The organism is Bartonella bacilliformis Ver097 (assembly GCF_000709795.1).
GTDB classification, from domain to species: Bacteria; Pseudomonadota; Alphaproteobacteria; order Rhizobiales; family Rhizobiaceae; genus Bartonella; species Bartonella bacilliformis_A.
In genome coordinates this window covers 20719-45310 of sequence record NZ_KL503807.1, presented here as the reverse complement: position 1 = coordinate 45310, position 24592 = coordinate 20719, and the positions used below count along the sequence as shown (strand labels likewise).

The following is a 24592-nucleotide window of genomic DNA, read 5'->3' as shown; positions in this document are numbered from 1 at the left end:
ATGAAATACAAGAATAAACAATATTCTCAATTGTATTTGGTATTTGGCATCATTTTTACATCAATGATAGTGACTTCTTGTTCATACAATCCGAAAGATTTTAATTCGGTTCCAGATTTTTCACCTGTGCGTGCAGATTTAGGCTATGCCCCTTCGCGTACAGCGCAGACCTATCCATTGCCCCTGAGGGAGAGCAGTTATTCACTTTATCGTGCAAGCGGGAATAGCTTTTTTCGTGATCCACGGGCTATGCAGCCAGGTGATGTGTTAACTGTGCAAATATCGATTAATGATCGTGCGAGTTTGAATAATAAAAGCGACCTAAAGCGTGATTCTAATTCTAAATATACCATTGGGACGGGATATTCTTTCATGAATAGAATTGCAGGGAGCCTTGAAGGTGAGTCATCAAACCAATCTAAAGGGGATGGCAAGATTGAACGGCAAGAAAATATTCGCTTGTCTGTGGCTGCAATTGTGACTGATGTTTTGCCCAATGGGAATTTAATTATTCGTGGTTCACAAGAGGTTCGGGTTAATCATGAATTGCGTATTCTCAATATTGCAGGAGTAGTTCGTCCACGTGACATTTCAGGCAATAACATGATTGAATATGATAAAATTGCTGAAGCACGCATTTCATATGGTGGGCGTGGGCGTATAAGTGAAATACAACAACCCCCCTATGGTCAGCAGTTATTAAATCAAATTTCGCCTTTTTAATTGATGATCATCTCAGGTTTTTATTGGGTTTATGACTGATGAAAGACGCAAGGCAATTAATGACTTGCATTATTTTTTGTAACAGAGGTTTTTATGGATAAAGAACCAAAACAAGAAGAGGCAACAGTCAACAAAGATAATAGTGTGAAAACACTCTTGATTGTTGGATTTATCTTAACATTGATTGCCGGGGCTGCTGGATGGTTTTTAAGTTTATGGGTGAGTCAACAAATGAGGCAGATTTCTGGTGCTTCTAAAGATGCCTCAGTCGCTATTCCAGCGAGTAAAATCATGGCTGATGCTCATACGGTTGTTTTGCCTCCTCTTGTAACGAATATAGCATCACCAGAAAAGGCTTGGATTCGAGTCGAGATTGTTTTGATTGTTAAATCTAGTGAAACTATTTCCTCAACTGAGGTAGCGGATATATCGAGTGATTTTTTAGCATTTTTGCGTCAAATAACAATCGATCAGGTGAAAGGGCCATCTGGGCTGATGCATTTGCGCTCGGACCTTTTTGATCGTGCTAAAATTCGTTCTGGTGATAAAATCAGCAATATTTTAATTTCCAATTTGGTGATAGAACAATGAGACGGTTGAGTGGTTTTATTTTGTTGATGCTGGTATTGGCTATACCAGATGCTTTTGCTCAACAAACAGGTGCGGCAAGTCCTAGCGGGCTTTCTGAGCTTCTCCCATCTGTTGGGAGTTCAGTCAGTGGATGGATTGTTCAATTATTTGGTTTATTGACTGTTTTGTCAGTTGCACCCGGTTTGCTCATGATGGTGACGAGTTTTACCCGTTTTGCCATTGCTTTTTCACTTTTACGTTCAGGGTTAGGATTGCAAACGACACCTCCTAATCTTGTCATGATATCCTTAGCTTTGTTTATGACTTTTTATGTAATGGCGCCGACATTTAATGCTGCATGGGAGCAAGGGGTGCAACCCTTAATGAAAAATGAAATCACTGAACAGCAAGCGATCGATAAGGTTAGTCAACCTTTTCGCGAATTTATGATATCACAGGTTCGTGAAAAAGATCTTGACCTTTTTGTGGACCTTTCTGATCCGTCTGTTCAGATAAAAACAGGTGTGGATATTGATTTTCGCATCCTGGTTCCTGCTTTTATGATTTCTGAATTACGTCGTGGATTTGAGATTGGTTTTCTTATTGTTTTGCCTTTTTTGGTGATAGATCTTGTAGTGGCAACATTAACCATGTCAATGGGAATGATGATGCTTCCACCAACTGTTATTTCTCTACCCTTTAAAATTTTATTTTTTGTATTAATTGACGGATGGAACCTATTGGTTGGTAGCTTAATAAGGTCTTTTTAATTTATAATTTAATAAGTAAAGTTTTTACTGTATTTATATTAGATTATTATAATAAAAATGCTTTAAAAATCATGATAAATTGATAATTATAATATAAATATACTTTAAAATTTATAATTTATTCTAATCTCTGTATAAGAATATTTAGTATAGTCTCTTTATTTTTCTTTGGGGGATATCATAATCACTACAAGATTATTGATATGTAAATCATCCATCCAATCATCATTTAAATGAAGCGCAAAATCATATGGAAATAAACTTACATTTTGACGGTATCTTAGACGATGTCACCTATGGGGCAATGGGATCCATGATAAAATGTGAGATTGGTACAATGGTTTCGGTTCTTGATGTTCTACAACTCAGCAGAGAGCAGATTAATACGGCAAGAATTATTATCGATATTACAAGAGATTTGTTAGCTGAAATTCAAAAGTCGATAGTGTATCCATACGAAAAGGGCTCAGCAGATGTTGCAAAAATGCAAGAAGCTATCGCAAAAAATGTGAAAAAAATCTCTCATATTATTCGAGCGTCTATTTTAAAAAAAAGCAATATTCTTACCAATAGTGGTATAAAAATCAGAGTGCCTTCCTCTTATAACAGAAGTGAGGGGTTTTCAGATATTATTGAAATTGGTGGTCCAGAATTCAATTTTGGTGTTGTTAATGCTAATGGCACGATTGATATATCTCAAGGTATTTTGACACCTATTTTTGAAATAGGAACGACAAAGAATTTTTCGATAGCTCGAGAAATTTTTGATACAGCATATCAAGATTTTAGAAAATTAGAAGACGCTCTTATGAAGGCAAAAGCACATTACATAGCTGATCCTTCATTGGCCAATGAAACAATTTATAATAATGCTCAAAAAGCTGTTGATGAAAGCACAAGGGATAATGGCGCGTGGAGTCAAGCAAAAGCTCAGTTTAAAGTTATTACAGATAGTATTTCTATGACGGATTTTGTGAATATACAAGGAATTGCTTCGTTATCTTTTGAAGCAAAAATGATACTTTTTAATAGTTTTCAAAAAACCGTTCAGTATTTAATTATTGCGATTTTGATTGCAGAAAAAAAAATAAATTTTGCAATTGCTTTAATTGATACTCAGCCAGCATGTGTGAAACTTTTGATTCAGACTCTCAATTCAGATACTCAAGCTTTAATTGATACCAACTGCAATATTGAATCGGTCCGTCTTTCTATTTTAGAAATACGCAAACAGCTTAACCTTCAAGGATTACCAATTGCAAATCATAATAGTCAAAGTATAGTGACTTTTTTCTCATGGAAGATAGATCCAAATAAAAGGCAGTACACTGTACTGCCTTTTTTATAAGTGTAATCGTATCGTTTAGAAACGATAGCGTATTCCACCTGAAACAGAAGCTCCTGATGTACCAGATTTTTGCAATGCATACCGGTAACTGATATCACTGTAGAGAGAGAGAATATTAGACAATTCGCCAGTAATTCCCAATCCCCCTTCAAGTGAAGATCCTACAAAATCAATATGGAACTGATCACCCATCTTTATTGTACTGTTATTAGAAAAAGTTTTAATGAGGTGTAATTTGGTGTAGAGCGAAACAGAATCATCTCTATTATTTATAGAAGCAACCTTACTTACACGTCCACCAACACGCACTAACCATTGATGAGGATCACTCATATCAACATTAAATTTATCAATATCTGAAATGGTCTTAAAGTCCAAATTCTGATAAACAAGCTGCGCTCCTGGTTCAAATCTAAGCCCTTTAACTTCAGTATCAATTTTTTTACCAAGAGCTATAGAAATATTCCATGCTTTTGCGTCATCTATGGTTGCTGTATCACCAACGATAGCATTGGTAATCGTTCCTTGCATCATACCATAGGATATAAGCGCATTTGCATAAAAGCCATCATAGTGTTGCGTACTACTATAAGCTGTAACTGACCATTTATTCAATTTACTTTCACCAGCATCAAGAACATCCTTCGGAGTGAACAATAAGCGACCGTAATGTCCTAAAAGACCGAAATGCGTAATGCTATCTTGATTGTCTAATTCAATCAATGACAAACCTGTTTGCAATGCACTATAGTTAACACTTGCGTGATAACCGTAATCAAAAGGAGTACGGTCAGATGATAAGGTCAACCTAGTTCCATAAGAAGAGAGCGAAATAGCAAATTTTCCACTTTTCTTTTTTAAAGGATTTTTCTGCATGCTATCTATAAGCATGTTTTGATTAATTGCATCGGCTAATCCAGCAGAGAATATAGCATTAGGCATCACTAAATAGCTTGCAGCCTGCGGTACAATAGCGCTGACATATCTATCAGAATCAATATACTCATTTTGCAAGCGGTAATCCCAAAAAGCACTCTCTGAAGAGTTGGCTGTGAGAAGGGCGTACACAACACTAACGTCCGCTTCACGAGACTCCCCATGTTGTGATTTTGGCCCATAAGCTTTTAAGACATATTTGTAAGGCAAACCACCGAGTGTAACATATGGATTATTTAGCTTAAAGGAATCCTCCTTTGCTATTCCAAAAACCTGGACAACTGAAATTCCCCTTTCATTCAAGGGAATAATTTCCTCAGATGCAGCTAAAAGAGAAGGTCTGTGGGTAATCTTAGGAAGTATAACACGCTCACTTTTTGTCATGTCTTGAACATAAATTGTAGTGTTACCTGTAACATTCCCCTTAACGATAACCTGATCACTCTTTAAATTTCCTATCTTTTTAGAATCATCTAACTCAGCGTTGATAAACAATTTTGCATCACCCTCTGCAACGTAGACATTCCCTTCATTACCGAACCCTACGTACAAAGTTTTATACCGATCACCGTTTTGGGGTTCAACAAAAATAACGGAACTATCACGGATCTTAAGAGAAGCAAGATCAGAACTTAACCGCCGCTTTCTACTTTCAATCTGTGTTTCGTCTTTAGAATCCAGGCCTACATCATCCATTTTGTCTTTACTAAACGTTAAATACCACTTACTGTTATTACGCAGATCTAAATTTATTGTGCTTAGCGATGTATTTGTTATCCAATTACTTTGAGCTACTTGTTTTTGCTGAGATTTTGGTTCTACCCAATAATCAAAAACTGTTACTCCTTGTGGAGCATCCCGAACTGTTAGCCTTAACTGAGAATCTTGATCTTCTTGTTGCAGATTAACAACCGGACTTTTTGATACTTCTCTACTAACCTGATCACTTCGAGCATTTCTCAGCTGACCGCTCAGATCTTCTGAATCCTCTGTTTCCAGCTGAAGTTTTCGCTTTTCATGGTGCTGCAAAAGAACGCTCAAAACCTCTTTTCTTCGTTGATCAGTCTGAGTATCTTGAAAATTTCTAGCTCCTCCTCTTTCTTTTAGGACTGCTCTTACACTTGCTTTTTCTTCCAGGGCTGTTCTTATTCCACCTCTTAAGACAGAATTATCAGCTGTGATTGTAAGATGAAAAGGGTATTGGTTTGTACTTCTTTTTTTTACTAAAACATCAGCGTTAATTTTTGAATTTTCAAGACTGATTTGACCTGTTACATTAGATCCAAAAATACCAATACCATCTCCAACATGAATATTTGTGTTAACTAATTTAACTACATGATCATTTTCATTCTCTGATGTAAACATAACGCCAACACCACCACGCCATTTAACGTTGATATCTGAATCATACAGCTCAAATCTACCCCCTAAGTTGGACAAACCAACCATCGCGCCTTCCGACACACTAATATTTACTCCGTAAATTACACCATTCTCCGATACAGTCATAGGAAATTTCCCATAAATTGTTGCATCTTTAATGGTTATAATTCTGTTAGGATAGCTTACGTCTGATATTTTTTTTAAAGATTCATGATCACGAGCTCCATTAATTGAAAGATCATCAACTGGACTACCCTCTAACATCAGATTACTAAATAATTCGTCTCCATTAATATGATTTTTTGTTAAGGTTTCCACTTGAGCTAGCAACAGTTCTATTTCTTTCTTCTTGCTCTCTGAAGCCTTAGAAAGCAGACGCTTCAAATCGGCTGCCTTAGTTCTCAAGCTTCTTGCTTGAATTATCGTGTCTCCTTTCGTCTTCTCTATTGGTTCTTGCAAATGTCGCAGACCATGAGGTTGACTTGCAGCAGAATAATCAGGCAAACTGCTCAAAGCTTCCTGGTCAACTGAAAAAGGACCCACACTTCTGCTAAATTCTCCTATGTCTCTTGCCAACTCTTCCTTTTTGTTTTCTATAGTTACCCACTGATCATCCAAATAATCAGCTACCGACCTAAGATCCACATGACTATTCAAAGACATCCTCTCTTGACCATCAGTAATAGTAAGCAAAGATCCTAAGTTCCTTTGAGAACCCTGTATTGCATTGTTGGCAAAAGCTACATTAAAATGAGAACAGAACAAGGTTCCAGCAACTGTACATAATAAGATATTTTTTTTAAACACCTACGCACTCCTAAGCATTTATCTTTTTCCCCCCTCTTATAATTCTGGAAGCCATTTAACTTATTATGTATTTTTTGTAAAGTGGAAATTAGTGCATATTGTACTTTAATTTTTTGACAAAATACGTAAGGTGCTTTTAGAAACGATAGCGCATTCCCGCAGAAAAGCTGTTTCCTGATATTCCTGCTTTTTGCAGCTTGTGCCGATGGCTTATATCGCTATGCAATGAAACATGTTGAGACAACTGCGCACTCATACCTACTCCACCTTCAATAAAAGATCCCATTGAATCACGCTGAAATTCATCGCCAATCCATAGTGAGCCTTCATCACCAAAAGTTTTTATGAGATTCAATTTGCTATAGAAAGAAAAAGCCTCTCTTTTTTCAACTGAATTGATCGTTTTGATTAAACGCCCGCCGATACGTATGAGCCATTGTTCTGGCAAACCTACCTTAACATCAAAGCCATCGATATCTGCAATAGTATCAAAACTCAAATGCTGGTAAGAAAGTTGCGCTTGTGGTTCGAAGGCAAGATTTTCAACGCCGGTTTGCAGTGGTTTTCCAATGGTAGCGGAGAGGCTTAGCATCTTTGTTCCATCCAATTTGGCTGTATTGCCGATGAGAGCATTGGTGATATATCCATTTAAAATACCATAAGATAACAACGTATCCACATACATTCCATTATTATATTGGGTACTGCCATAAGCGGTGAGTGACCATTTATTCAGCTTACTTTTGTCAGAATCTTCCATATCCTTTGGCGTAAAAGACAGTTCACCATAGGTGCCTAAAAGACCCAAAAATGTGGTAGAATTTTTATGTTCCAGTGTTGTCAATGCTAGACTTGCTTGTAAGGCAGCATAATACATACCTGCGCCATAACCATATTCTAAAGCACTACGGTTAGAGGATAAGGTGAGGCTATCGCTGTAAGAAGATATGAGAAAGGTGTTCCTTTTATTCTCTATCACATAAAGAGGAACTGAGCGCCTATTCGATAAGAATGTATTTTGATTATTTATATCGGTGATGCCAGCAGAAAATAAGGCATTGGGCAAGATTAAATAGCTTGCTACTTGTGGAACAAGAGCTTGTACACCAGAATGAGGGTCAATATATTCTTCTTGTAAGCGGAAATCCCAGAAATCATCGCCTTCACTAACTAAATTTGGGTCTGCATCGGCTCCCCCATTGCTGGAGTTTTTTCCGTAGCCATAGAGCATATATTTGTAAGGCGTATTATTTAATGTGGCATAGCCATGTGCTAATTTGAAAGAGTTTTCATTAGCTTTTCCAGAGACTTGAATCAAGGAAACACCTTTTTGATTGCGAGGAATAGAAGTATTTTCAGCGTCACCTTCGCCTTTGTTTTCATCTCCATCATTCTTCACTTTAACGTAAACCATGGTGGTACCTGAGACATCACCATCGATGAGAACTCGATCAGTTTTTTGATTCTCTATTTTTTCACCATTACTCCATTCAGTATTTAAATGAATTTGTGCATTGCCTTCTGCGATATAGGTTATGGTTTTATTATCTTGGTCGGAATCTTCTGCAAATGAGGTTGGTTTCTTAGAGCCGATATATAATGTCTGATAGTCATCTCCCGTGGGTTCGTTAAAAATAATGCTGCTATCTTTCAGTTTAAGTTCAGAAACTCGAGAATCTGTTCTATCCTGAAGATCAAATAGTGCACCATTTTTTTGATTACTGATTTTTAAATACCATGTTGTGTTAGTGAGGTCGAAAGATATTTTATCATGTTCTTCAGATTGCACACCTCCTTCTAAAATTGAATTTTCTGCTTTTAGCTTAAAATTAGAGGGATACTCATTAGAAGTACTGGATTTTAATAAAATATCGGCTCGGATTTCCGAATTTTTTAAGTTCACTTCGCCACCGACAATATCTCCAATAGCACCAATGCCAATGCCATTTTCTACAATAAGCTTTGTATCGGTCAAACTTACTTTACTGGATACGTGCGCAATCTGTATACCTATTTGACCCGCTATTGCAGAAACGCCTGTCACTTCAATGTTTCCGCCGTTTGATGCAGAAAATGCGAACATGTTTCCAGTAACTGTTCCTCCATTCATGATGATTTTTGAGTTTTGATGGGACGATAGAAGACCTATATTCGCTGTAACATCAACATTATTGAGAGTAACAAGAGTTTGTCGTTCTACATTATCGTTAGAAGTAACGAGTATACCTATTGCCCCTACATTGATAGAGCCACCATTTATTGTGGCTTGTCCACCATTTTGGACGAAAAAACCAGTTGTAATTTTACCAGTAATTGTTACGTTATTAATTTCAACTTTACTGTTAGCCCCATCTATATACACACCGGTGCTGTTTATATTGCTCGTTAGTGTTATATTTGTGCCGGTAACTGTGCCATCTGTTACATGGATAGCGCTATCCTCCATTGCTGGGCTTGTAGCGTGATAGGTTTCATCACTAACATTTTCTGTTCTTCCATCTTCAACAACAAGAGTTTTTGCATTTGCATTGAAATTAAAATTCATCAGAGCCATGGTAACAGCTGCTGTGCACAATAAAAGAGCTTTTTTATTCATTGAAATTCCCCAAAAATTATAATCCCCATTTCTTCCTTCTTTCGTTAAAGAAGAAAGATAAAATTTGTACTTTAAAATGATAAATAAAGTACCCCGGTAAAAGTTTGACCGGGCTATCATTGTCATTAATTTATGTCAATGATGATTTATGCGTCCATGAACGCATAAATCGTTCATAGATGTAAACTTAGAAAATATCCTTTTATATTAACATCCCCCAAAAAAAATTTGCTGGTAGATCATTAGAAGCGATACCCTATTCCAGCAGCGAAGCTATTACCTGAGATACCAGACTTTTGCAGTTTGTGTCTGTGGTTTATGTCCCCATATAATGAGAATTTTGGAGATAATTACACGTTGATACCTAGTCCTAAAAAGCTAGCAGCGATTGTACATGTTCAGTGAGCTCTTTGAAAAATTAGATATCCCCCAAAAAATAGAGTACCCTCATTAAGCGTGGTTGGATCTATCTCCTTTTTTATTTTGTGTCAATCAGTTACATTTCGTGAACGTCTATTTAGAGGGTATTTCTCTATACATTTTGTAAAAATCTTTTTTAGAATAACGTTAAAAACAATCATCTATTCTTTGCAGAAAATTATTGCCGGAATATATCTGCGTTTAGTGTTGGTCTTAGCAGTTTGTATCCTCATACAATGGAGCCTTTTGAAACAAGACTACATGGATATCCAATTTCCATTAAAACTATGATTCTGTAAGGGGATAATGCAGAAGAAGAATGTATTTTTTCACTAAAAATACGCATCATTTTCGCACAAGCTTTATTGTTTATGATGAGGGGAAAAAGTGTCGCTCAACAGCTTAAATGTGTTGTCTTTATTTATACGTAGTAATTGCTTTTTCTTTAAAACAAAATGGTACAAATATATGCTTGATAAATTTTTTGTTTTTCTTTCTTCTTCAGGGAGTGCTCTTTATAAATTGGGGGCAAAGCGTCTAATTGCGCTTGGTTTGGTTGGGGTAACGCTTTTTGGAACGATTCTATTTTCCAGCTTTTATCTCACGCGTCCTTCTCACGAAACGCTTTATGTTGGTCTTTCTCGCGATGATGTAAACCGTATAGGAATGGCTTTGGGGGAAGCAGGAATTGCTTTTGATGTTTCTTCCGATGGGGGTTCTGTTCAGGTTCCTGTAGGGCAGGCAGAGCATGTTCGAATGTTCCTTGCAGAAAAAGGACTTCCCACATCGAACAATGCAGGGTATGAATTGTTTGATAATATGGGGTCCTTGGGGTTAACATCTTTCATGCAAGAAATCACACGTCAACGTGCTTTAGAGGGCGAGATTGCGCGCACAATTCAAGCTGTGCAGGGTGTAAAGGCTGCACGTGTCCATATTGTTTTACCTGATAAAGGATCTTTTCGTCGGGCCAATCAAAAGCCTACAGCCTCTGTTGTGATTCGTACGGATGGCGGTTTTTCAGTCGAATCTGCTCAATCTATTCGACATTTAGTGGCAGCCGCTGTTCCTTCGCTTGAAGCAAGTTCAGTAACGGTGATGGACACACGTGGACAGATGTTAGCTTCTGGGGTTGATGCCATCAATGGGGTACCTATTGTCATGGCTTCACTAGAACATCAAGTTGCATCGCAAATTGATGCCAATATTCGTAAGCAATTAGTTCCTTATCTTGGGCTTGACCATTTCCAAACCAGTGTGCAAGTGGCTTTAGATACAGATCGTCGTCAAATCAATGAAACAATTTTTGATCCGGAATCGCAAGTTGTACGTTCTATACGTTCTGTGCGTGATCAAGCAGATAGCCAAAATAGTCGCAACAGTGATGCTGTTGGAGTCGAGCAAAATATTCCGCAAGAAGAAATTGCTAATGGTGGTGGAGAAACGTCAACAGATAAAAAAGACCGTCGTGAAGAAACAACCAATTATGAAATTAATTCTAAAATTATCTCTACGGTTAGAGATGGTTATAGTGTGAAAAAATTGGCTATTGCCATTGTGGTAGATCGTACACGTTTAGTACCTGCAAATGGGGAAACGACAGTTTCTGAAGATTTTATTAATGACCAAGTAACCCGTATTCAACAAATGGTTTCAGCTGCTGCAGGGCTTGACTTAAATCGTGGTGATGTCATCAATGTAACAGCTGTTGATTTCATTGGTCATAATGGTGCTGATTTGACACCTGTTGAAACACCTCTTTGGGAATCCGTGTCACGTTATATACCTGGTGTGGTCAATGGTGTTGCATTGGTGATTGCTGTTCTGTTGATTTTGTTTTTAGGTGTACGCCCCTTAATGCGTGAAATGCGTGAAGGACAAAAAGCTCGTAATAGTGGTGAAAATGCTTTGGTTGGCTTAAGTACTATGCCTGCTTTGGATAATCAATCGCAAGCTGCTGTCGGTTTTGGTGGGGTAACAAAAACAAATGATGATATACTACGTGATTTACGCAATCGTATGCGTGTTCCCCCACAAAATCGTTTAGAAAAAATGATAGATATGGATGAAGAGCGTTTTGCTGGGATTTTACGTGAATGGGTTAATGATACAACTGCACAGCCTGTTTAGATTTATAGAATGCAATGCTGAATGAATGTGATCAATAGAATGGAAAAGACAAGTGAAGAATTTCAAGGAAAGGCAAGTTTGCCATTTTCTTCCGTTCTTAATGATTTTTCACAACGACATGTCGTTGATGAAGAGGAAAAAATTCTGTCTTTTGCTGAGCAAGCTAAGAGGACGTGTGAAGATGAAGGGCATGAAGCATTTTCATTATCTGGCGTTGTTTTTTCAGAAGACAATATGGAAGATATCTTACCTCTCCACGTGAATGCTGAAAAAACTATTGATGTTCATGTGCTGCAACAAGAAGTTGTTCACCAAGCAGTGCAGGAAACAACAGAAAAGTTGCAAACGCATTTTGCAGCTGAAAAAAAACGCATGGAAGAAGAGCATATAAAAGCTCTTGAAATAGCAAAGGATAGTGCAATTGAAGCTTTAGGTGCTGATATGCATCACCAATTAACAGAAGGTTTGGCGAATTTACGTCAAGAAATTGCTCAGGATATTGCACAGATTCTCTCTGGCTTTATAGGTGAGAAGATGACACAAGACGTGTTGAAGCAATTTGCTGCAAAGCTAGCAGGGCAAGTTGTCGATGCAAATCAGTTTTTGATTCTTGAAGGCAATGAAAAACTTTTTGAGCAGCTCAAAAAGCAGCAGGGATTTAATTCATCTCAATTTGAATTTCACCCAACCAACAGCACCGAGATACGTTTGCGTCGTGGTGAAGTGGTTGTCGCTACGCAGCTTTCTTCGTTACTAGCGTCATTACAGGAGTTGATTCGGTGAAATCAGAAGATCAACACACGCATTCTGAAATTATTATCGTTCGTCGTGGTGGCCATGATGATCATGATGATCATCATGGCGGTGTTTGGAAGATTGCTTATGCCGATTTTATGACAGCAATGATGGCGCTTTTTCTTGTGATGTGGTTAGTTAATGCAAAGGATGAGGAAGAAAAAGCCGTTATTGCAAATTATTTTAATCCTATCAAACTCGTGGATCATGAAACAACTATTCGTGGTGTTAAGCAAAATGATGCTGAAAATGACAACACATCTTTTGTTGATCCAAAACTTGGAGAAGGAGCACAATCAGAAAATGGTCAGCTTAATTTCGCAGAAGAAGCAGAGCTAATGCGTGATCCCTACACAGGGTTAGAAAAGATAGTTGATGTAAAACGAACCGTGAAAGATCATTCTGATAAGAATACAGAAAATAGCATGTCGATGGAACAAGAAAATGGTGATTCAAAAGAAACTTCAAAGGTCGGAACCGATTATTATGATCCATTTTCATTAAATTATTGGAATCAACATTCGGTATCTAATGCGTTGGTTAAAGCAGAGACACCATTAGCCTTCCAACAGCTTGCACAGGAGAATTTTCTTCCTTCTCAAGAATCGCTCGATTTTGCGAAAGAATTGACGGATTTTATGAAAGAAACAGTCAATGATCATCATGTATCGGTTTATGTCGAGCCAACGAGAGAAGGTGTTATTATTGAATTAATGGACCAGCCCCAACGTGAGATGTTTAGAGTGGGTTCCTCTGTTCCGACAGTAGAAACGGTTGAAATGATTGGCGAGATGGCAAAAATTATCGCAAAGCATCAGGGAGATGTTATCATTAGTGGCCATACAGATTCTCGACCTTACCGTAGTGCTAATCGTGATAATTGGCAGCTTTCAACAGCACGGGCGCAAATGGCTTATTACATGTTAGTGCGGGGTGGTTTGGATGAAAAACGGATTTTGCGGGTTGAAGGGTATGCAGATCGAGATTTAAAAAATACGGCAGATCCATATGCTGCTGAAAATCGGCGTATCTCTATTTTTATACGCACCCCAAATGGTGAATAGATGCAAAAGGTGCTAGCATTTAAAAGTCATCCGAAAAGCCTATTCAACTTGGGTTTGTCCCCAAAAAAGAATAAGGTACCATGATGATGAGAAGGATACAGAGTGTTTGTCTTTTGCTTTTTTTTGTTTTGATTCAAGCGATATGTCCGCAAAGAGTAGAGGCCTCTTTACAACAAGTCGAAACAGCAACTGACACAAAATTTGGAGAGGTTTTTGTCGCCCAAGCAGCTCTTCCTTCTGAAGATTTATCTGTTTCAGAGGAAAAATCTTCTACTTCATCAAGGATTATTTTATCTCAGCCTATACAGCTTGTTCGTTCCTTACAAAATTTACAAGACAAAATTATGTCAGGTCAGGAAGGGGCATTACAGAAACAACCAGAACTTTTAAGAGAGATTGGTGAAAAATTTTTAACTCTTAGTCCTGATGTTTGGCAAGATGAGCATAATCTTTATGCCTTATTGATCTATCTTTTAAATGGCGGAAATCCTCGGGTTGTTAGGATAATTTTAGAAGATTATGGGCAAGGAGTGATTGCTCAAAATTTGATAACAGGTGCTTTGGCCTATACGTCTCATAAAAGAGAGGAATTTTTTAGAGCTTTTGCAAATTTGAGCGATCAAGAGCTTCAGTCACTTCCCCATGCTTTATTTTTATCCATTGTGCTCTCTACTGTTACAAATACCAGTGAAAAAGATCCTGCTTTGGCTTTAAAACAACTTAATCAAGTTAGGCTTTTAGCTCCAGGAACTTTGTTTGAAGAGAGTGCAATTCGTCGTGAACTTAGGGTTGCTGCAACGCTTGAGAAGGCAGAACTTTTGGTGTTGTTAGTACGCAATTATGCAAATCGGTTTGAAAAATCACCCTATGCGAATAATTTTTGGAGTGAGTTTAGACTTGTTATTCCACGCATTGAAAAAAGCTTAAGCGATGAGCAATTCGAAACATTGGTTTCATATGCACCGACAATACTGCAATTGATGACATATACGGAAGTGAGCCGTGCAGCATTGATTGATGCACGCATGGAAAGAGTGAAACTGAGTGCTCAAAAAGCTCTTATATTGGCGCATAAACTGAATGTTAACGATGCCCCTATCCATCTTTATTATGCTGCGAGTTTAGCTAGCTCAGTGACAGCAGAAAAAGCAGCACAGATGTTGAAGACTATTTCTAGCAAAGATTTATCAGAAAGAGATCGCCCTTTATTGACTGCTGCGCAAGCTATAGCAGACAGGGTTTCTTCTTCTTTATCGAATAATCTTCAAGTTGTTGAGACACAAGAGTTTACACCGTCGCAAAGCCAAGAAACACTAAAGACACAGTCAAAGAGACGCGGTGGACAACAAAGTGATTTGCTTTCTATTGCAACAGAGACAGATCAATTTATCGAACAAACACGAAAGAAGATAGATGCCATCGACAAATTATTAGGAGAGAAGATATAATGATCAATATTGATGGATTGAGTGGTTTTCTTTCTGCGCTCATGTCTCCAGTGAATAAGATTTCAGCACAATTGGAAAGGGCACAAGGGGATATAGATAATCAGTTTGATCAAGAATTTGGAGCACTGGTTAACCGCGATAAAAAGCATTTTTCTCATAATTCATCACCGATGCAGATAACGGAAGGGATGCTAGAATCAAATGCGGCTACATCTTCTTCTGCATCGACGTTTAATAGAGTGTTGGACAAAAAAGACGAAAAGCATCACACAAACAAAGCGTTTGAAAAGGTGATCAATCAAGATGAAGCAGAGCAAGAGGAGGTGAATAAAGATTTCTTATGGCTGCAAACAGAAGAAGAAGTTTCAGATAAAGCTTTAAAAGCAAAGCATTCGCGTTCAAACATGCAGAAAAGTGTTGCACTTCAGGGTGAGGAGCATCCGCTATGTTTATCTCAACAATTTGTAAAACAAGAAATCATTGAAAAGAAAATTGGTGAATTTACAGAAAACGAGCGTGGTCACTCCGCTATAAGGGGTAACAGGGGAGAGCAATGGATTGCAAATATGCAGAAAGCAGAGAGCGTTGAGGAAGATACTCAAACAAGTATAAAGGAAAAAAATCTGAAGGTCCATAAGCATGCACAGCATTTTACACAAAATTTCACACACAGTTTAATACGGGGCAGTGAATCTTCAACAGTGCGTTTTGATGTGGAGACCGCAAAATCTCTGTTTCTTGGGGATTTTAAAATGGGTGATAATGTTGCTATGCAACAAGAAAAACCAAATTTCATTAGCCAATTCAGTGATGTTCATGTCACTTTGAATAAGAAGGTTGGTCATGTGCAGCTTTTGCATTTAAAGCTCACACCTGTTGAACTTGGCTCGATTGATGCAAAGTTGCGGATGACTACACAGGGGCTTCATGTTGAATTACAAGCTCAGCATCAAGAAACAGCGCGCCTTTTAGCCCATAATCAAGAAATGTTGATCCTCATCTTAGAAAAGGCGCATATTCATGATGGTGGCCGCTTGTCAGTTACCATTATTGATAAAAATGCTCAATCAGGTCAGTTGTCACAGATGGATCAGGGGGTAAGGCAAAATAATAGCGAACAAAATTCTCATGGACAGCATCAGGCATTTGATCATAACGATCAGAGTGGACAAAATGAATCAAGGCAATTTTTTAAACGATTTTTGTTGGAGGATTCGTCACTTGTGGATCTTTCTCTTGAAGATGTTCATCCGCGCAATTCCCGTCGGTTGGTTGTATAGTTTTACTATATTAAGCAGTGCTGCCGCTGGCAATGTATGTGAAGCAGAAATGATGAATGCTTCTAAGCGTTATCATATCCCTTTGGGTATTCTTTATGCCGTTGGATTGACAGAAACAGGTCATAAGGAATCGTTGCAACCTTATGCATTGAATATTAATGGTAGGGCTGTTTTTGCAAAAACGAAGACAGAAGCTGTTCGTCTTTTTAAAGACGCAAAAAGCCGCGGTGTGAAATTAATTGATGTTGGGTGTATGCAGATTAATGATTATTATCACGGGTCACATTTTGCTTCTATAGAAGAGATGCTGCAGCCTCACAAAAACGTGGATTATGCAGCGCGTTTTTTACAAATTTTGCATCAAAAAGAGGGCAACTGGACTATGGCGGTTGCGCGTTATCATGCTGGACTCAATAACAATCCAGCTCAAAAGCGCTATGTTTGCCGTGTTATAAGTAATATGGTTGCAAGTGGTTTTGGTAAATGGACTTCTAATTCTAAAATATTTTGTAAAGACTCATAGAAAAAACATTAAATAAAAAATAGAAAAATCTTTTATTTGATAATTTTAAAAACATAATTTTACAATTTTAAATCGCTTTTGTGAGAAAAATCTTACAACTCAAGATATAAAAATCCCATTTTTGTACAATAAATCAGAAAACAGCTTGTTTTTCTAGTGATTAAAGTTATATTATTTTAAACTGAAATTGCACATATTATGAAGATATTGTGGTTTTATTATGTGTAAATTTAGGCAACGTATATAATTGGGCTGCGTGTATAATATAAATTATTGGGGTGGAGGGCTCATGATAGTTGTAGTAGATGACCGCAAATTAGTAACTGATGGCTATTCTACGCTCTTCTCTCAGGAGGGGGTAGCAACAACAGGTCTTTCTCCTTCTGATTTTAGTAATTGGATTTCAAAAGCTCCAAGCAGCGAAGTTTCCTCAATCGAAGCAGTCCTCTTAGGTGATTGTGACAATCGAGTTGAACTTCCTAAAGAAATCCGATTTTACAGCTCAGCTCCTATTTTGGCGATGACAGAAACAAATTTTCTTGATCACACAATAGAACTTTTTCAAGCTGGTATTGATGATGTGTTGCGTAAGCCAATTCATGTTCGTGAAATTTTGGCACGTATTGCTGCTATTCGCCGCCGTATAGGGGGTGACATTCGTAGTGCTGATGCTGCAATAAAAGTTGGCCCTATTAGTGTTTTTAATGATGGGCGTGATCCGCGCATTAATGGTGTAGATTTTCCTTTGCCACGTCGTGAGCGGCGCATTCTTGAATATCTGGCAGCAAATTTTGGACGGCGCGCCAATAAAACACAAATATTTAATGCTGTTTATGGTGTTTTTGACGATGTTATCGAAGAAAATGTCATTGAGAGTCATATTAGTAAACTTCGTAAAAAACTGAAACTGAAGGTTGGGTATGACATCATCGATTCAAAGCGATTTCTTGGATATAGTTTAGTCATCAAAACTAATTCCTAGACTTAGCTAGTTTTAACTGCTTTTCTTCTCTTTATTCACCTGACGATTTGTTAAGCGATTTCACTTCTTGGACATATTCAATGTGGCATGGCTTTTAAAAATGTGTCTTTGTAAAAGGTCGTATTTATTTTAATAAAAAGGCTTCAGCAAAAGCTTCACGCAAGAAAGCTTTCTTAAATGAATATATAGGTTAATTGCACGTAGTGTTGCAGGCTCACGATAAATAGGAGATAATATGGGTATTTATGGGATGATGCATACGAGTGTTTCAGGGATGAACGCTCAAGGAAAGCGCCTTTCTGGTGTAGCAGAAAATGTTGCCAATGCTGGTACGGTTGGATATAAGCGTACAAATGTTCAATTTTCTAATTACGTAACGCCTTCAGGAGATTACGCTTATATTCCTGGTGGAGTGAAAAGTCATGTTGGCCATGATATTTCAATATATGGTCCTGCACGTGCAACAGGTCGCTCGGGGGATGCGATGATTAATGGCAATGGCTTTTTTCGTGTTGAAGATGAAAATGGAAATGAATTTTTAACACGTGCAGGGTCTTTTTCGCGTGATAAGGATGGGTATCTGCGTAATTCATCAGGGTATTATCTTTTGAATGATGAAGGTCAGAGGATTCAAATTAAAGGGGGACCAACCGATTTATTTGGTCCTGAAGTAACAACAGAAATTGATTTTAAAGCTAACTTTGATGCAAGCGCAGAGTCTTTAGGAGAGGGTGTGATTGATCCCAACGATCCTAAGAGTTATAACCAGAAAAAATCAGTAACTGTTTATGACAGCCAAGGTAAAAAAGTTCAGGTTGATTTCTATATGCGTAAGACTGCTGATAATAAATGGACAGTCGATGCTTACCATGGAGACAATAAGGTTGGCACTGCAGATTTCAATTTTGATAAAGAAGGCAATCTTCAGGCTCCTCTTCCAAACTTTACACTAACCTTGCCAGAAAATGATGGAGGAGATCCTCCAGGGACTTTCCAAGTTGCTATAAATTTGGGTGGGCTAGGAGAGGATTCTTTAGTAACGCAAAAGGGGAATTCGTATGCTTTTGAAGCAGAAGCAAACGGTATGGAAGTGGGATCTTTTGATGGTTTTACTTTTGGTAAAAATGGTGAAGTTGAGGTTAAATACACCAATCAGAAAACGCGTGTTATTAGTTATGTAGGCCTTGCAACCGTCACATCACCGGAAAGCTTAACGGTTTTGAGTGGTACTGTTTTTCAAACAAATACCCATACAGGAGCTCAAATGGTAGGGCGTCCTGGTGACGGTGTATTTGGTTCATTAACTGCCGGTTATCTTGAAGATTCAAATGTTGAGATGAGTGAAGAATTAACGGATATGATTGAATCTCAACGTAATTATACAGCCAACTCTAAAGTTTTTCAAACCGGTTCGGAATTGATGGATGTGATTGTTAATTTGAAGCGATAATCTAGAAAAATCAAAAGGGGGTAAGATCATGGCTCTTAGTTCAGCACTTAACACTGCACGCAATTCGCTCAAGGCAACAACAAGTCAATTTGATGTTGTGGCAAAAAATATAGCGGGTGCTCGAGATCCGAATTATACTCGGCGCACATCCTATTTGGAATCGGGGCCAAGGGGTGCCGTTCATGTTGCAGTTCGTCGTGATGATAGTCCCTTTTTATTAGACAATTATTTAGTCAAATCAAGTCAAGCTGCTGCTGCTGGTAGCTTGGCTAATGGTCTGCATCGCTTGGCTGAGATTCATGGTGCAGATGGGTTTTCAAATTCGCCCTCTCAATTGCTCAGTGATTTTCAGAAAGCATTACAAGCTTATGCTAATGATCCAGACCAGCGTGCTGCTGGAGATGCTGCGGTTGATCGTGCGCGTGATTTAGTCAATACTCTAAATAAAGGCAATCGTGAAATTGAAAAATTACGCAATGATGCAGATAGTGATATTCAAGATTCTGTTGATCACATTAATGATCTTTTACAAAAGTTTCATGAGCTTGATCAAAAAGTGGTTCAAGAAAAAAATGCAGGTCGAGATGCATATAGCTATATGGATCAGCGCGATGCAGTTTTAAAGCAATTATCTCAAGAAATTGGGATTAACACGGTTAGTCACCAGGATGGGAGTACAAGCATCTATGGTATGGATGGTAGTACCTTATATGACAAAAGTCCACGGAAAGTCACGTTTGAATCTAGCAATTCTTTACCTGCTGGTATAGCAGGAAAGCAAGTCTTTGTTGATGGCGTTCCTTTAGGGCATCCATCTTTTGCAGAGCCTAATGGTGGTGGGAACCTTGGTGGATTGTTAAAGGTGCGTGATGAAATGGCACCGCAATATCAAAAACAATTGGATGAAATGGCCAGTGCTTTGATGTCGATATTTCCTGGATCTCCTCCTTTATTTTTAGACAGTGATAAACCGGAGGGCGAGATAGGTCCTATGGTAGGCTTGTCAGGGCGGATAAAGCTCAATCCTATATTTGATAGCAATACACCAGGCGGTGGTCCAGAACATTTTGGTAAAGATATTCAATCATTAGTTGATGCTTTTGATCAAAAGCGTGAATTTGGCTCTGATACAGGTTTGGCTACAGAACAATCTCTTATGAGTTTTGGTAAAAATTCAATGGGTTGGCTTGAAGGGGTCCGTTCAGATGCTGATAAAAATGCAAAATATCAAGGAACAATGTTTGCACGTGCTGCTGAAGCATTATCCAACGAAACCGGTGTTAATACAGATGATGAAATGGCGGTGATGTTGCAACTAGAGCAAGCCTATGCAGCAACTACACGTATTATCAGTACAGTTGGTAAAATGTTAGATGATCTTATGATCGCAATTCGATAGGTGTATAATGAGAATTCAATCAATTTCTACATATGTTTTAAATAATTCGCAGCGTGATACGATTGCTAAGGGGCAGTCCGAATTGATGCAGGCTGCTTATGAGTTGGTGACTGGGCAGTTATATGATCCAGGTTTGACATTAGGTCGTAAAACAGGACGATTAGTCGATATTCAAAATCAGATGAATTTTTTAGAAGGTTTTAGTCATACCAATAAACTGGCTCTCTCGAGGATGTCTTCTGCACAGGCTGCAATTCAAAGTTTGATTGCAGCAGGTGATGATGAAACAGCACCAGGAGCGTTGACACTTTTTAATAATATGCTTGTGGGTGATGCCGCCAATCAAACACCATCGGCAGCGCAAGCCGTAGCAGAAAATGCTTTAGCTTCCTTTATCTCTGCTTTGAATACCAGCTATAATGGTGATTATATATTTGGTGGAACAAATACCACTCAACCGCCTTTAAACGCTTATAAAGTAGGAGGAGAAGACGGGCCTAGTAAAGTTGTTCATGATGCCTTTACAACATTCCTAGATGGGAGAAATCCAGAAGATCTTACTGCAGAAGATATGGACAAGTTTATTGATGAGGTATTTAGCACATTATTTGATGAAGAGAATTTTAGCAAAATTTTTTCAAATGCTAAAGATGGTTCTATTGAAAAGCGTATTGGTCCTAATGGTGAGACAGTGAATGTTGCGGCAAGCGCGAATGAGAAAGGTTTTCGCGATGCTATGAAAAATATGATTTTAGTCGCAGAATTTGGCGACATTGGCTTATCAAAAGAGGCACAGGAAGCTCTTTTTGCAAAGGCACGTAATTCTTCTGATCAAACATCCACAACGACTGCTATCAATGAGATTATTGCAACAGCTTCCAGATTGGGGAGCACTGAATCAAGAATTAAAGGAGCAACAAAACAGATCGAGATTCAGACAAATCTTCTTAAAGGTGAACAAATTGATATGATTGGTGTAGATTCTACGGAGGCTGGACAAAGAGTAAAGGCTTTGGAGGCGATGCTCAATCTCTCTTACACCTTGACAGCGCGGATGAGCCAATTAAGTCTTGTGAATTATCTAAAATAAACAAAGGTGTAGTGATCTAATGTATCAGATGCGATACGAAGATGTCATGGAAGATGATGCAATGAGTGCGCGCGAGCGTGAACGATCTTTGTTTGATCGGTGTATCAAGCTTCTTCAGGATGCAAAGGAAAAAGGCCCTGGTACATATGAAGCCAATGAAGCTGTTCAATTTGCGCGAAAGCTTTGGGTTATTCTTATTGAAGATCTAGGACAGGCAGAAAATGCTTTACCACAAACATTGAAGGCATCACTGATTTCTATTGGTTTTTTTATTTTAAAAGAAATTCAAAGATTAGATGAAGGAGAGATTGCTGATTTTGATGTCCTCGTTGAAATTTCTGAATCTATCCGTGATGGCCTTGCTGCAAATTCGGAAAGATATGAATGAGATAAAAACGATATGAGGGGTGAAAAAAGCAGTGGGGGAGAACACAATGTATTTGAGATTAAAGCCAAATGAAAAAATCTTTCTCAATGGTGCAGTATTGCGTGTAGATCGTAAGGTGACTTTGGAATTGTTAAATGATGCGACTTTTCTTTTAGAAGGGCACGTTTTGCAAATAGAAGACACTGATACACCACTTAAACAGCTCTATTTTTCTGCTCAACTCATGTTAATCAATCCGGAAGGAGCTGATCAAGCTTTGGTTGTTTTTGTCGAATTATTAAAAAAATTACTGCAAACATTTACTGATAGAGAGCTCTTAGAAGGGTTAAAAGAATGCACTTATTTAATAGAAAAAAATAAAATTTTTGAAGTGTTAAAAGTTATTCGTAGTTTGTTTCAAAAAGAAGCTCAAATTATGGGAAAAATATCCCCAACGGATGATACTATAAAAAAAATTGCAATGTAACGTTAGTGAGGTATGAGATGACAGTAGGTACAGTTGGTAATCCTGGATTTTTTCGGGGTAGTGGTGAGAAACAACAAGATACTCCAGATACTGGGGCAAAAAAGAATACAGATTACGATACATTTGTGAAATTATTGGTAGCACAGATGAAAAATCAAGATCCAACCAATCCAATGAATTCGACAGAATTTGTTGCACAATTAGCAAGCTTTTCGATGGTTGAACAAGCTATAAAAATGAATGATAAGCTTGAACAAGTGCTCGCAAATGGGGCAACAAATGGAGCAGAAGGGTATGTTGGCAAATATATTCAATTTGAGGATAAAGATGGCAATGTGATTGAAGGATATGTGAAATCCGTTGATATCTATAGTGATGGTATTGTTGCGACATTAGATAATGGTGAAAAAGTTCTGATTGGTCCAGGTGTAACTGTTATGGCTGAGAAACCTGAGACGTCTGAAAAACCTGATACAGACAAGCCTGATAAACCTGAAACACCTTATTATGTAGGTTGGCCTAATGCAAACAAACCGGATACAGATAAGCCTGATACAGATGGTGGTAAATCTAAAGGTGGAGCTAAAGCGTGAATGAAGCTGATGCCATTGATATGGTAACTGCTGCTATTTGGACTGTTTTGATTGCCAGTGGACCTGCAGTTCTTGCTGCTATGTCTGTTGGCATCATTATCGCTTTATTTCAGGCATTAACGCAAATTCAGGAAATGACCCTGACCTTTATTCCAAAAATCATTGTGATTTTTTTAGTATTAGCGTTCACGGCTCCCTTTGTTGGGGGGCAAATTTATGCTTTTACGCAATTAATTTATAATCGAATAGAAGCAGGCTTTTAAAAATTTTCATATCACATGTTGGTATACGATGTTCATGAATATTTTGGCAAAATTCTTTCAGTATTTACGATGAAAGATAGAAAAATTCTTTTATTAAATGGCCTCATAATAGAAATTTATTTTGAGTATATTTGATTTTTCTCACTTAGAAGAAGCCTTGGAGGTTAGTGTTCAACTATTTTCATGAAATAGATTTTATAAGTTGATTTGTTGGCATAAGTTCAGAAATTTTCACTATCATTTTTCATTCATATTTTTTTGTGTTCTTTGTATTTACGGCTTTTGATCACTTTTTTGTATGCATAAATTAATAATAGAGTATTTAAAACCTATGTTAATATATTTCTAAGTATAGAAAGCATCGTTTCGTAAAAAAGTGTCATTTTATAGTAACGAGGATTGAAAATCCATGAAGAAAATGTACAAGATATTTTTATTTAATTATTACTTACTTTTTCAGTGTACGCAAGCGCTGCTGTGGCAGTTGATATAATCCTCATGATTCTTTGATGATTGTTGATTGCCTATCTATATGAGCATTGATTTTTTTAGCAAGAGATTTGAACAGAAAGTCTCAATTAGCTTTATAAAATCTTTTGTTGAGGGCCGATGCGTTTTACAAGTATGCGCTATCTATCAAGGTGAGGATGTTATTAATAAAAGAGGGTGAAAAGATCTAGGTTCAAGGAAAAATATAGGTTTATGGTCAGAAAAGATTCATACTATCTATTTGTGATTTAAAATTGCCACTGATTTTACGACGATTTTGAAAGCACATAGAGTTGGAAAAATGCTTTAAAAACTCATGATTGCCGTTTTCTGTTATGTATATGAACGAATAAGCATCAATTTATGAAATATCGTAAAAGGTTAAATTTTACACTGGGTTTCATATAATTAAGCGTTTTAGAATCTTACCATACAGACATTATAGTGTTTTGTTTGGGTAGCTTTTGAAAACAATTGTGATTTAAGTTTATAGTTCTAAAATTAAAGAAAGGGCTATAAAAAACGACAATTATTGAGCGTAAAATGGCTGGGGAACCTGGATTCGAACCAAGATTAACGGAGTCAGAGTCCGCTGTTCTACCATTAAACTATTCCCCAATATGAAAAGCTTATTGCTTTTAGCAAATTTTGGGGTGTGTGCAAGCTTAAATTTGGG

Annotated in this window: 20 protein-coding genes and 1 tRNA gene; 18 read left to right on the top strand and 3 right to left on the bottom strand. The window is 37.7% G+C overall.

Features of this window, described 5'->3' with window-relative positions:
* Window positions 1-30 precede the first annotated feature (30 nt).
* From flgH to H710_RS05730, 4 genes are all read left to right on the top strand, one after another.
* Window positions 31-723, top strand: a complete 693-nt coding sequence (gene flgH / locus H710_RS05745) for a flagellar basal body L-ring protein FlgH (protein WP_041849894.1) — start codon at window positions 31-33, stop codon at window positions 721-723.
* Between the two features lie 93 nt (window positions 724-816).
* A complete protein-coding gene (locus H710_RS05740; RefSeq protein WP_041849858.1) occupies window positions 817-1314 on the top strand; it encodes a flagellar basal body-associated FliL family protein in 498 nt (165 codons plus the stop codon).
* A complete protein-coding gene (fliP, locus tag H710_RS05735) occupies window positions 1311-2063 on the top strand; it encodes a flagellar type III secretion system pore protein FliP (protein ID WP_041849857.1) in 753 nt (250 codons plus the stop codon). Before H710_RS05740 ends, fliP begins: the two co-directional genes overlap by 4 nt.
* A gap of 250 nt (window positions 2064-2313) precedes the next feature.
* On the top strand, window positions 2314-3411 hold the full coding sequence (locus H710_RS05730) for a hypothetical protein (RefSeq protein ID WP_041849856.1): 1098 nt from the start codon (window positions 2314-2316) through the stop codon (window positions 3409-3411).
* Between the two features lie 15 nt (window positions 3412-3426).
* Here H710_RS05730 and H710_RS05725 read toward each other — a convergent pair whose 3' ends face one another.
* Together H710_RS05725 and H710_RS05720 are read right to left on the bottom strand one after the other, a co-directional pair.
* A complete protein-coding gene (locus tag H710_RS05725; RefSeq protein WP_041849855.1) occupies window positions 3427-6540 on the bottom strand; it encodes an autotransporter outer membrane beta-barrel domain-containing protein in 3114 nt (1037 codons plus the stop codon).
* Between the two features lie 136 nt (window positions 6541-6676).
* A complete protein-coding gene (locus tag H710_RS05720; protein ID WP_041849854.1) occupies window positions 6677-9136 on the bottom strand; it encodes an autotransporter outer membrane beta-barrel domain-containing protein in 2460 nt (819 codons plus the stop codon).
* Window positions 9137-10024: 888 nt separating this feature from the next.
* Between H710_RS05720 and fliF the strand changes: the two genes are divergently transcribed.
* The 14 genes from fliF to fliQ all read left to right on the top strand — a co-directional run bounded on the left by fliF (window position 10025) and on the right by fliQ (window position 23427).
* Window positions 10025-11686, top strand: coding sequence for a flagellar basal-body MS-ring/collar protein FliF (fliF, locus tag H710_RS05715; protein ID WP_041849853.1), 1662 nt, complete (start codon window positions 10025-10027; stop codon window positions 11684-11686).
* Between the two features lie 39 nt (window positions 11687-11725).
* Entirely contained in the window at window positions 11726-12469 is a 744-nt protein-coding gene (locus tag H710_RS05710; protein WP_244875599.1) for a hypothetical protein, read from the top strand.
* Window positions 12466-13545 (top strand): flagellar motor protein MotB, encoded by a 1080-nt coding sequence (locus H710_RS05705; RefSeq protein WP_041849851.1) that lies wholly within the window; start codon window positions 12466-12468, stop codon window positions 13543-13545. Before H710_RS05710 ends, H710_RS05705 begins: the two co-directional genes overlap by 4 nt.
* Before the next feature lie 80 nt (window positions 13546-13625).
* Window positions 13626-14993: a chemotaxis protein MotC gene (gene motC / locus H710_RS05700; protein ID WP_041849850.1), complete on the top strand. Its 1368-nt coding sequence runs from the start codon at window positions 13626-13628 to the stop codon at window positions 14991-14993.
* On the top strand, window positions 14993-16273 hold the full coding sequence (locus H710_RS05695; protein WP_244875598.1) for a flagellar hook-length control protein FliK: 1281 nt from the start codon (window positions 14993-14995) through the stop codon (window positions 16271-16273). The genes motC and H710_RS05695 overlap by 1 nt, the downstream gene beginning before the upstream one ends.
* Window positions 16236-16796 (top strand): transglycosylase SLT domain-containing protein, encoded by a 561-nt coding sequence (locus tag H710_RS05690; RefSeq protein WP_041849848.1) that lies wholly within the window; start codon window positions 16236-16238, stop codon window positions 16794-16796. The genes H710_RS05695 and H710_RS05690 overlap by 38 nt, the downstream gene beginning before the upstream one ends.
* Before the next feature lie 289 nt (window positions 16797-17085).
* On the top strand, window positions 17086-17778 hold the full coding sequence (locus H710_RS05685) for a response regulator transcription factor (RefSeq protein ID WP_041849847.1): 693 nt from the start codon (window positions 17086-17088) through the stop codon (window positions 17776-17778).
* 235 nt (window positions 17779-18013) lie between these two features.
* On the top strand, window positions 18014-19228 hold the full coding sequence (locus H710_RS05680) for a flagellar hook protein FlgE (protein ID WP_041849846.1): 1215 nt from the start codon (window positions 18014-18016) through the stop codon (window positions 19226-19228).
* Window positions 19229-19256: 28 nt separating this feature from the next.
* Window positions 19257-20627 carry a flagellar hook-associated protein FlgK gene (gene flgK, locus H710_RS05675; RefSeq protein ID WP_041849845.1) on the top strand — a complete coding sequence of 457 codons (1371 nt, stop codon included), beginning with the start codon at window positions 19257-19259 and terminating at the stop codon, window positions 20625-20627.
* Window positions 20628-20634: 7 nt separating this feature from the next.
* A complete protein-coding gene (locus tag H710_RS05670) occupies window positions 20635-21717 on the top strand; it encodes a flagellar hook-associated family protein (protein WP_041849844.1) in 1083 nt (360 codons plus the stop codon).
* 19 nt (window positions 21718-21736) lie between these two features.
* Window positions 21737-22105 carry a flagellar biosynthesis regulator FlaF gene (flaF, locus tag H710_RS05665; protein ID WP_005767724.1) on the top strand — a complete coding sequence of 123 codons (369 nt, stop codon included), beginning with the start codon at window positions 21737-21739 and terminating at the stop codon, window positions 22103-22105.
* 46 nt (window positions 22106-22151) lie between these two features.
* The gene (gene flbT, locus H710_RS05660; protein WP_041849843.1) at window positions 22152-22571 is read left to right on the top strand and encodes a flagellar biosynthesis repressor FlbT; all 420 of its coding nucleotides are present in this window, start codon (window positions 22152-22154) and stop codon (window positions 22569-22571) included.
* 17 nt (window positions 22572-22588) lie between these two features.
* A complete protein-coding gene (gene flgD / locus H710_RS05655) occupies window positions 22589-23164 on the top strand; it encodes a flagellar hook assembly protein FlgD (RefSeq protein ID WP_041849842.1) in 576 nt (191 codons plus the stop codon).
* Complete coding sequence (gene fliQ / locus H710_RS05650; RefSeq protein ID WP_041849841.1) at window positions 23161-23427, top strand: flagellar biosynthesis protein FliQ; 267 nt, start codon at window positions 23161-23163, stop codon at window positions 23425-23427. The genes flgD and fliQ overlap by 4 nt, the downstream gene beginning before the upstream one ends.
* Before the next feature lie 1033 nt (window positions 23428-24460).
* On the opposite strand, the gene H710_RS05645 is transcribed toward fliQ, so the two are convergent.
* A tRNA-Gln gene (locus H710_RS05645) sits at window positions 24461-24534 on the bottom strand.
* Between the last annotated feature and the right edge of the window lie 58 nt (window positions 24535-24592).

Bases quoted from the DNA above. Each gene is read 5' to 3' on its own strand.
- H710_RS05740 (WP_041849858.1), top strand. From the start codon at position 817: ATGGATAAAGAACCAAAACAAGAAGAGGCAACAGTCAACAAAGATAAT.
- fliP (WP_041849857.1), top strand. From the start codon at position 1,311: ATGAGACGGTTGAGTGGTTTTATTTTGTTGATGCTGGTATTGGCTATA.
- H710_RS05730 (WP_041849856.1), top strand. From the start codon at position 2,314: ATGGAAATAAACTTACATTTTGACGGTATCTTAGACGATGTCACCTAT.
- H710_RS05720 (WP_041849854.1), bottom strand. From the start codon at position 9,136: ATGAATAAAAAAGCTCTTTTATTGTGCACAGCAGCTGTTACCATGGCT.
- fliF (WP_041849853.1), top strand. From the start codon at position 10,025: ATGCTTGATAAATTTTTTGTTTTTCTTTCTTCTTCAGGGAGTGCTCTT.
- H710_RS05710 (WP_244875599.1), top strand. From the start codon at position 11,726: ATGGAAAAGACAAGTGAAGAATTTCAAGGAAAGGCAAGTTTGCCATTT.
- motC (WP_041849850.1), top strand. From the start codon at position 13,626: ATGATGATGAGAAGGATACAGAGTGTTTGTCTTTTGCTTTTTTTTGTT.
- H710_RS05695 (WP_244875598.1), top strand. From the start codon at position 14,993: ATGATCAATATTGATGGATTGAGTGGTTTTCTTTCTGCGCTCATGTCT.
- H710_RS05690 (WP_041849848.1), top strand. From the start codon at position 16,236: ATGTTCATCCGCGCAATTCCCGTCGGTTGGTTGTATAGTTTTACTATA.
- H710_RS05685 (WP_041849847.1), top strand. From the start codon at position 17,086: ATGATAGTTGTAGTAGATGACCGCAAATTAGTAACTGATGGCTATTCT.
- H710_RS05680 (WP_041849846.1), top strand. From the start codon at position 18,014: ATGGGTATTTATGGGATGATGCATACGAGTGTTTCAGGGATGAACGCT.
- flgK (WP_041849845.1), top strand. From the start codon at position 19,257: ATGGCTCTTAGTTCAGCACTTAACACTGCACGCAATTCGCTCAAGGCA.
- H710_RS05670 (WP_041849844.1), top strand. From the start codon at position 20,635: ATGAGAATTCAATCAATTTCTACATATGTTTTAAATAATTCGCAGCGT.
- flaF (WP_005767724.1), top strand. From the start codon at position 21,737: ATGTATCAGATGCGATACGAAGATGTCATGGAAGATGATGCAATGAGT.
- flbT (WP_041849843.1), top strand. From the start codon at position 22,152: ATGTATTTGAGATTAAAGCCAAATGAAAAAATCTTTCTCAATGGTGCA.
- flgD (WP_041849842.1), top strand. From the start codon at position 22,589: ATGACAGTAGGTACAGTTGGTAATCCTGGATTTTTTCGGGGTAGTGGT.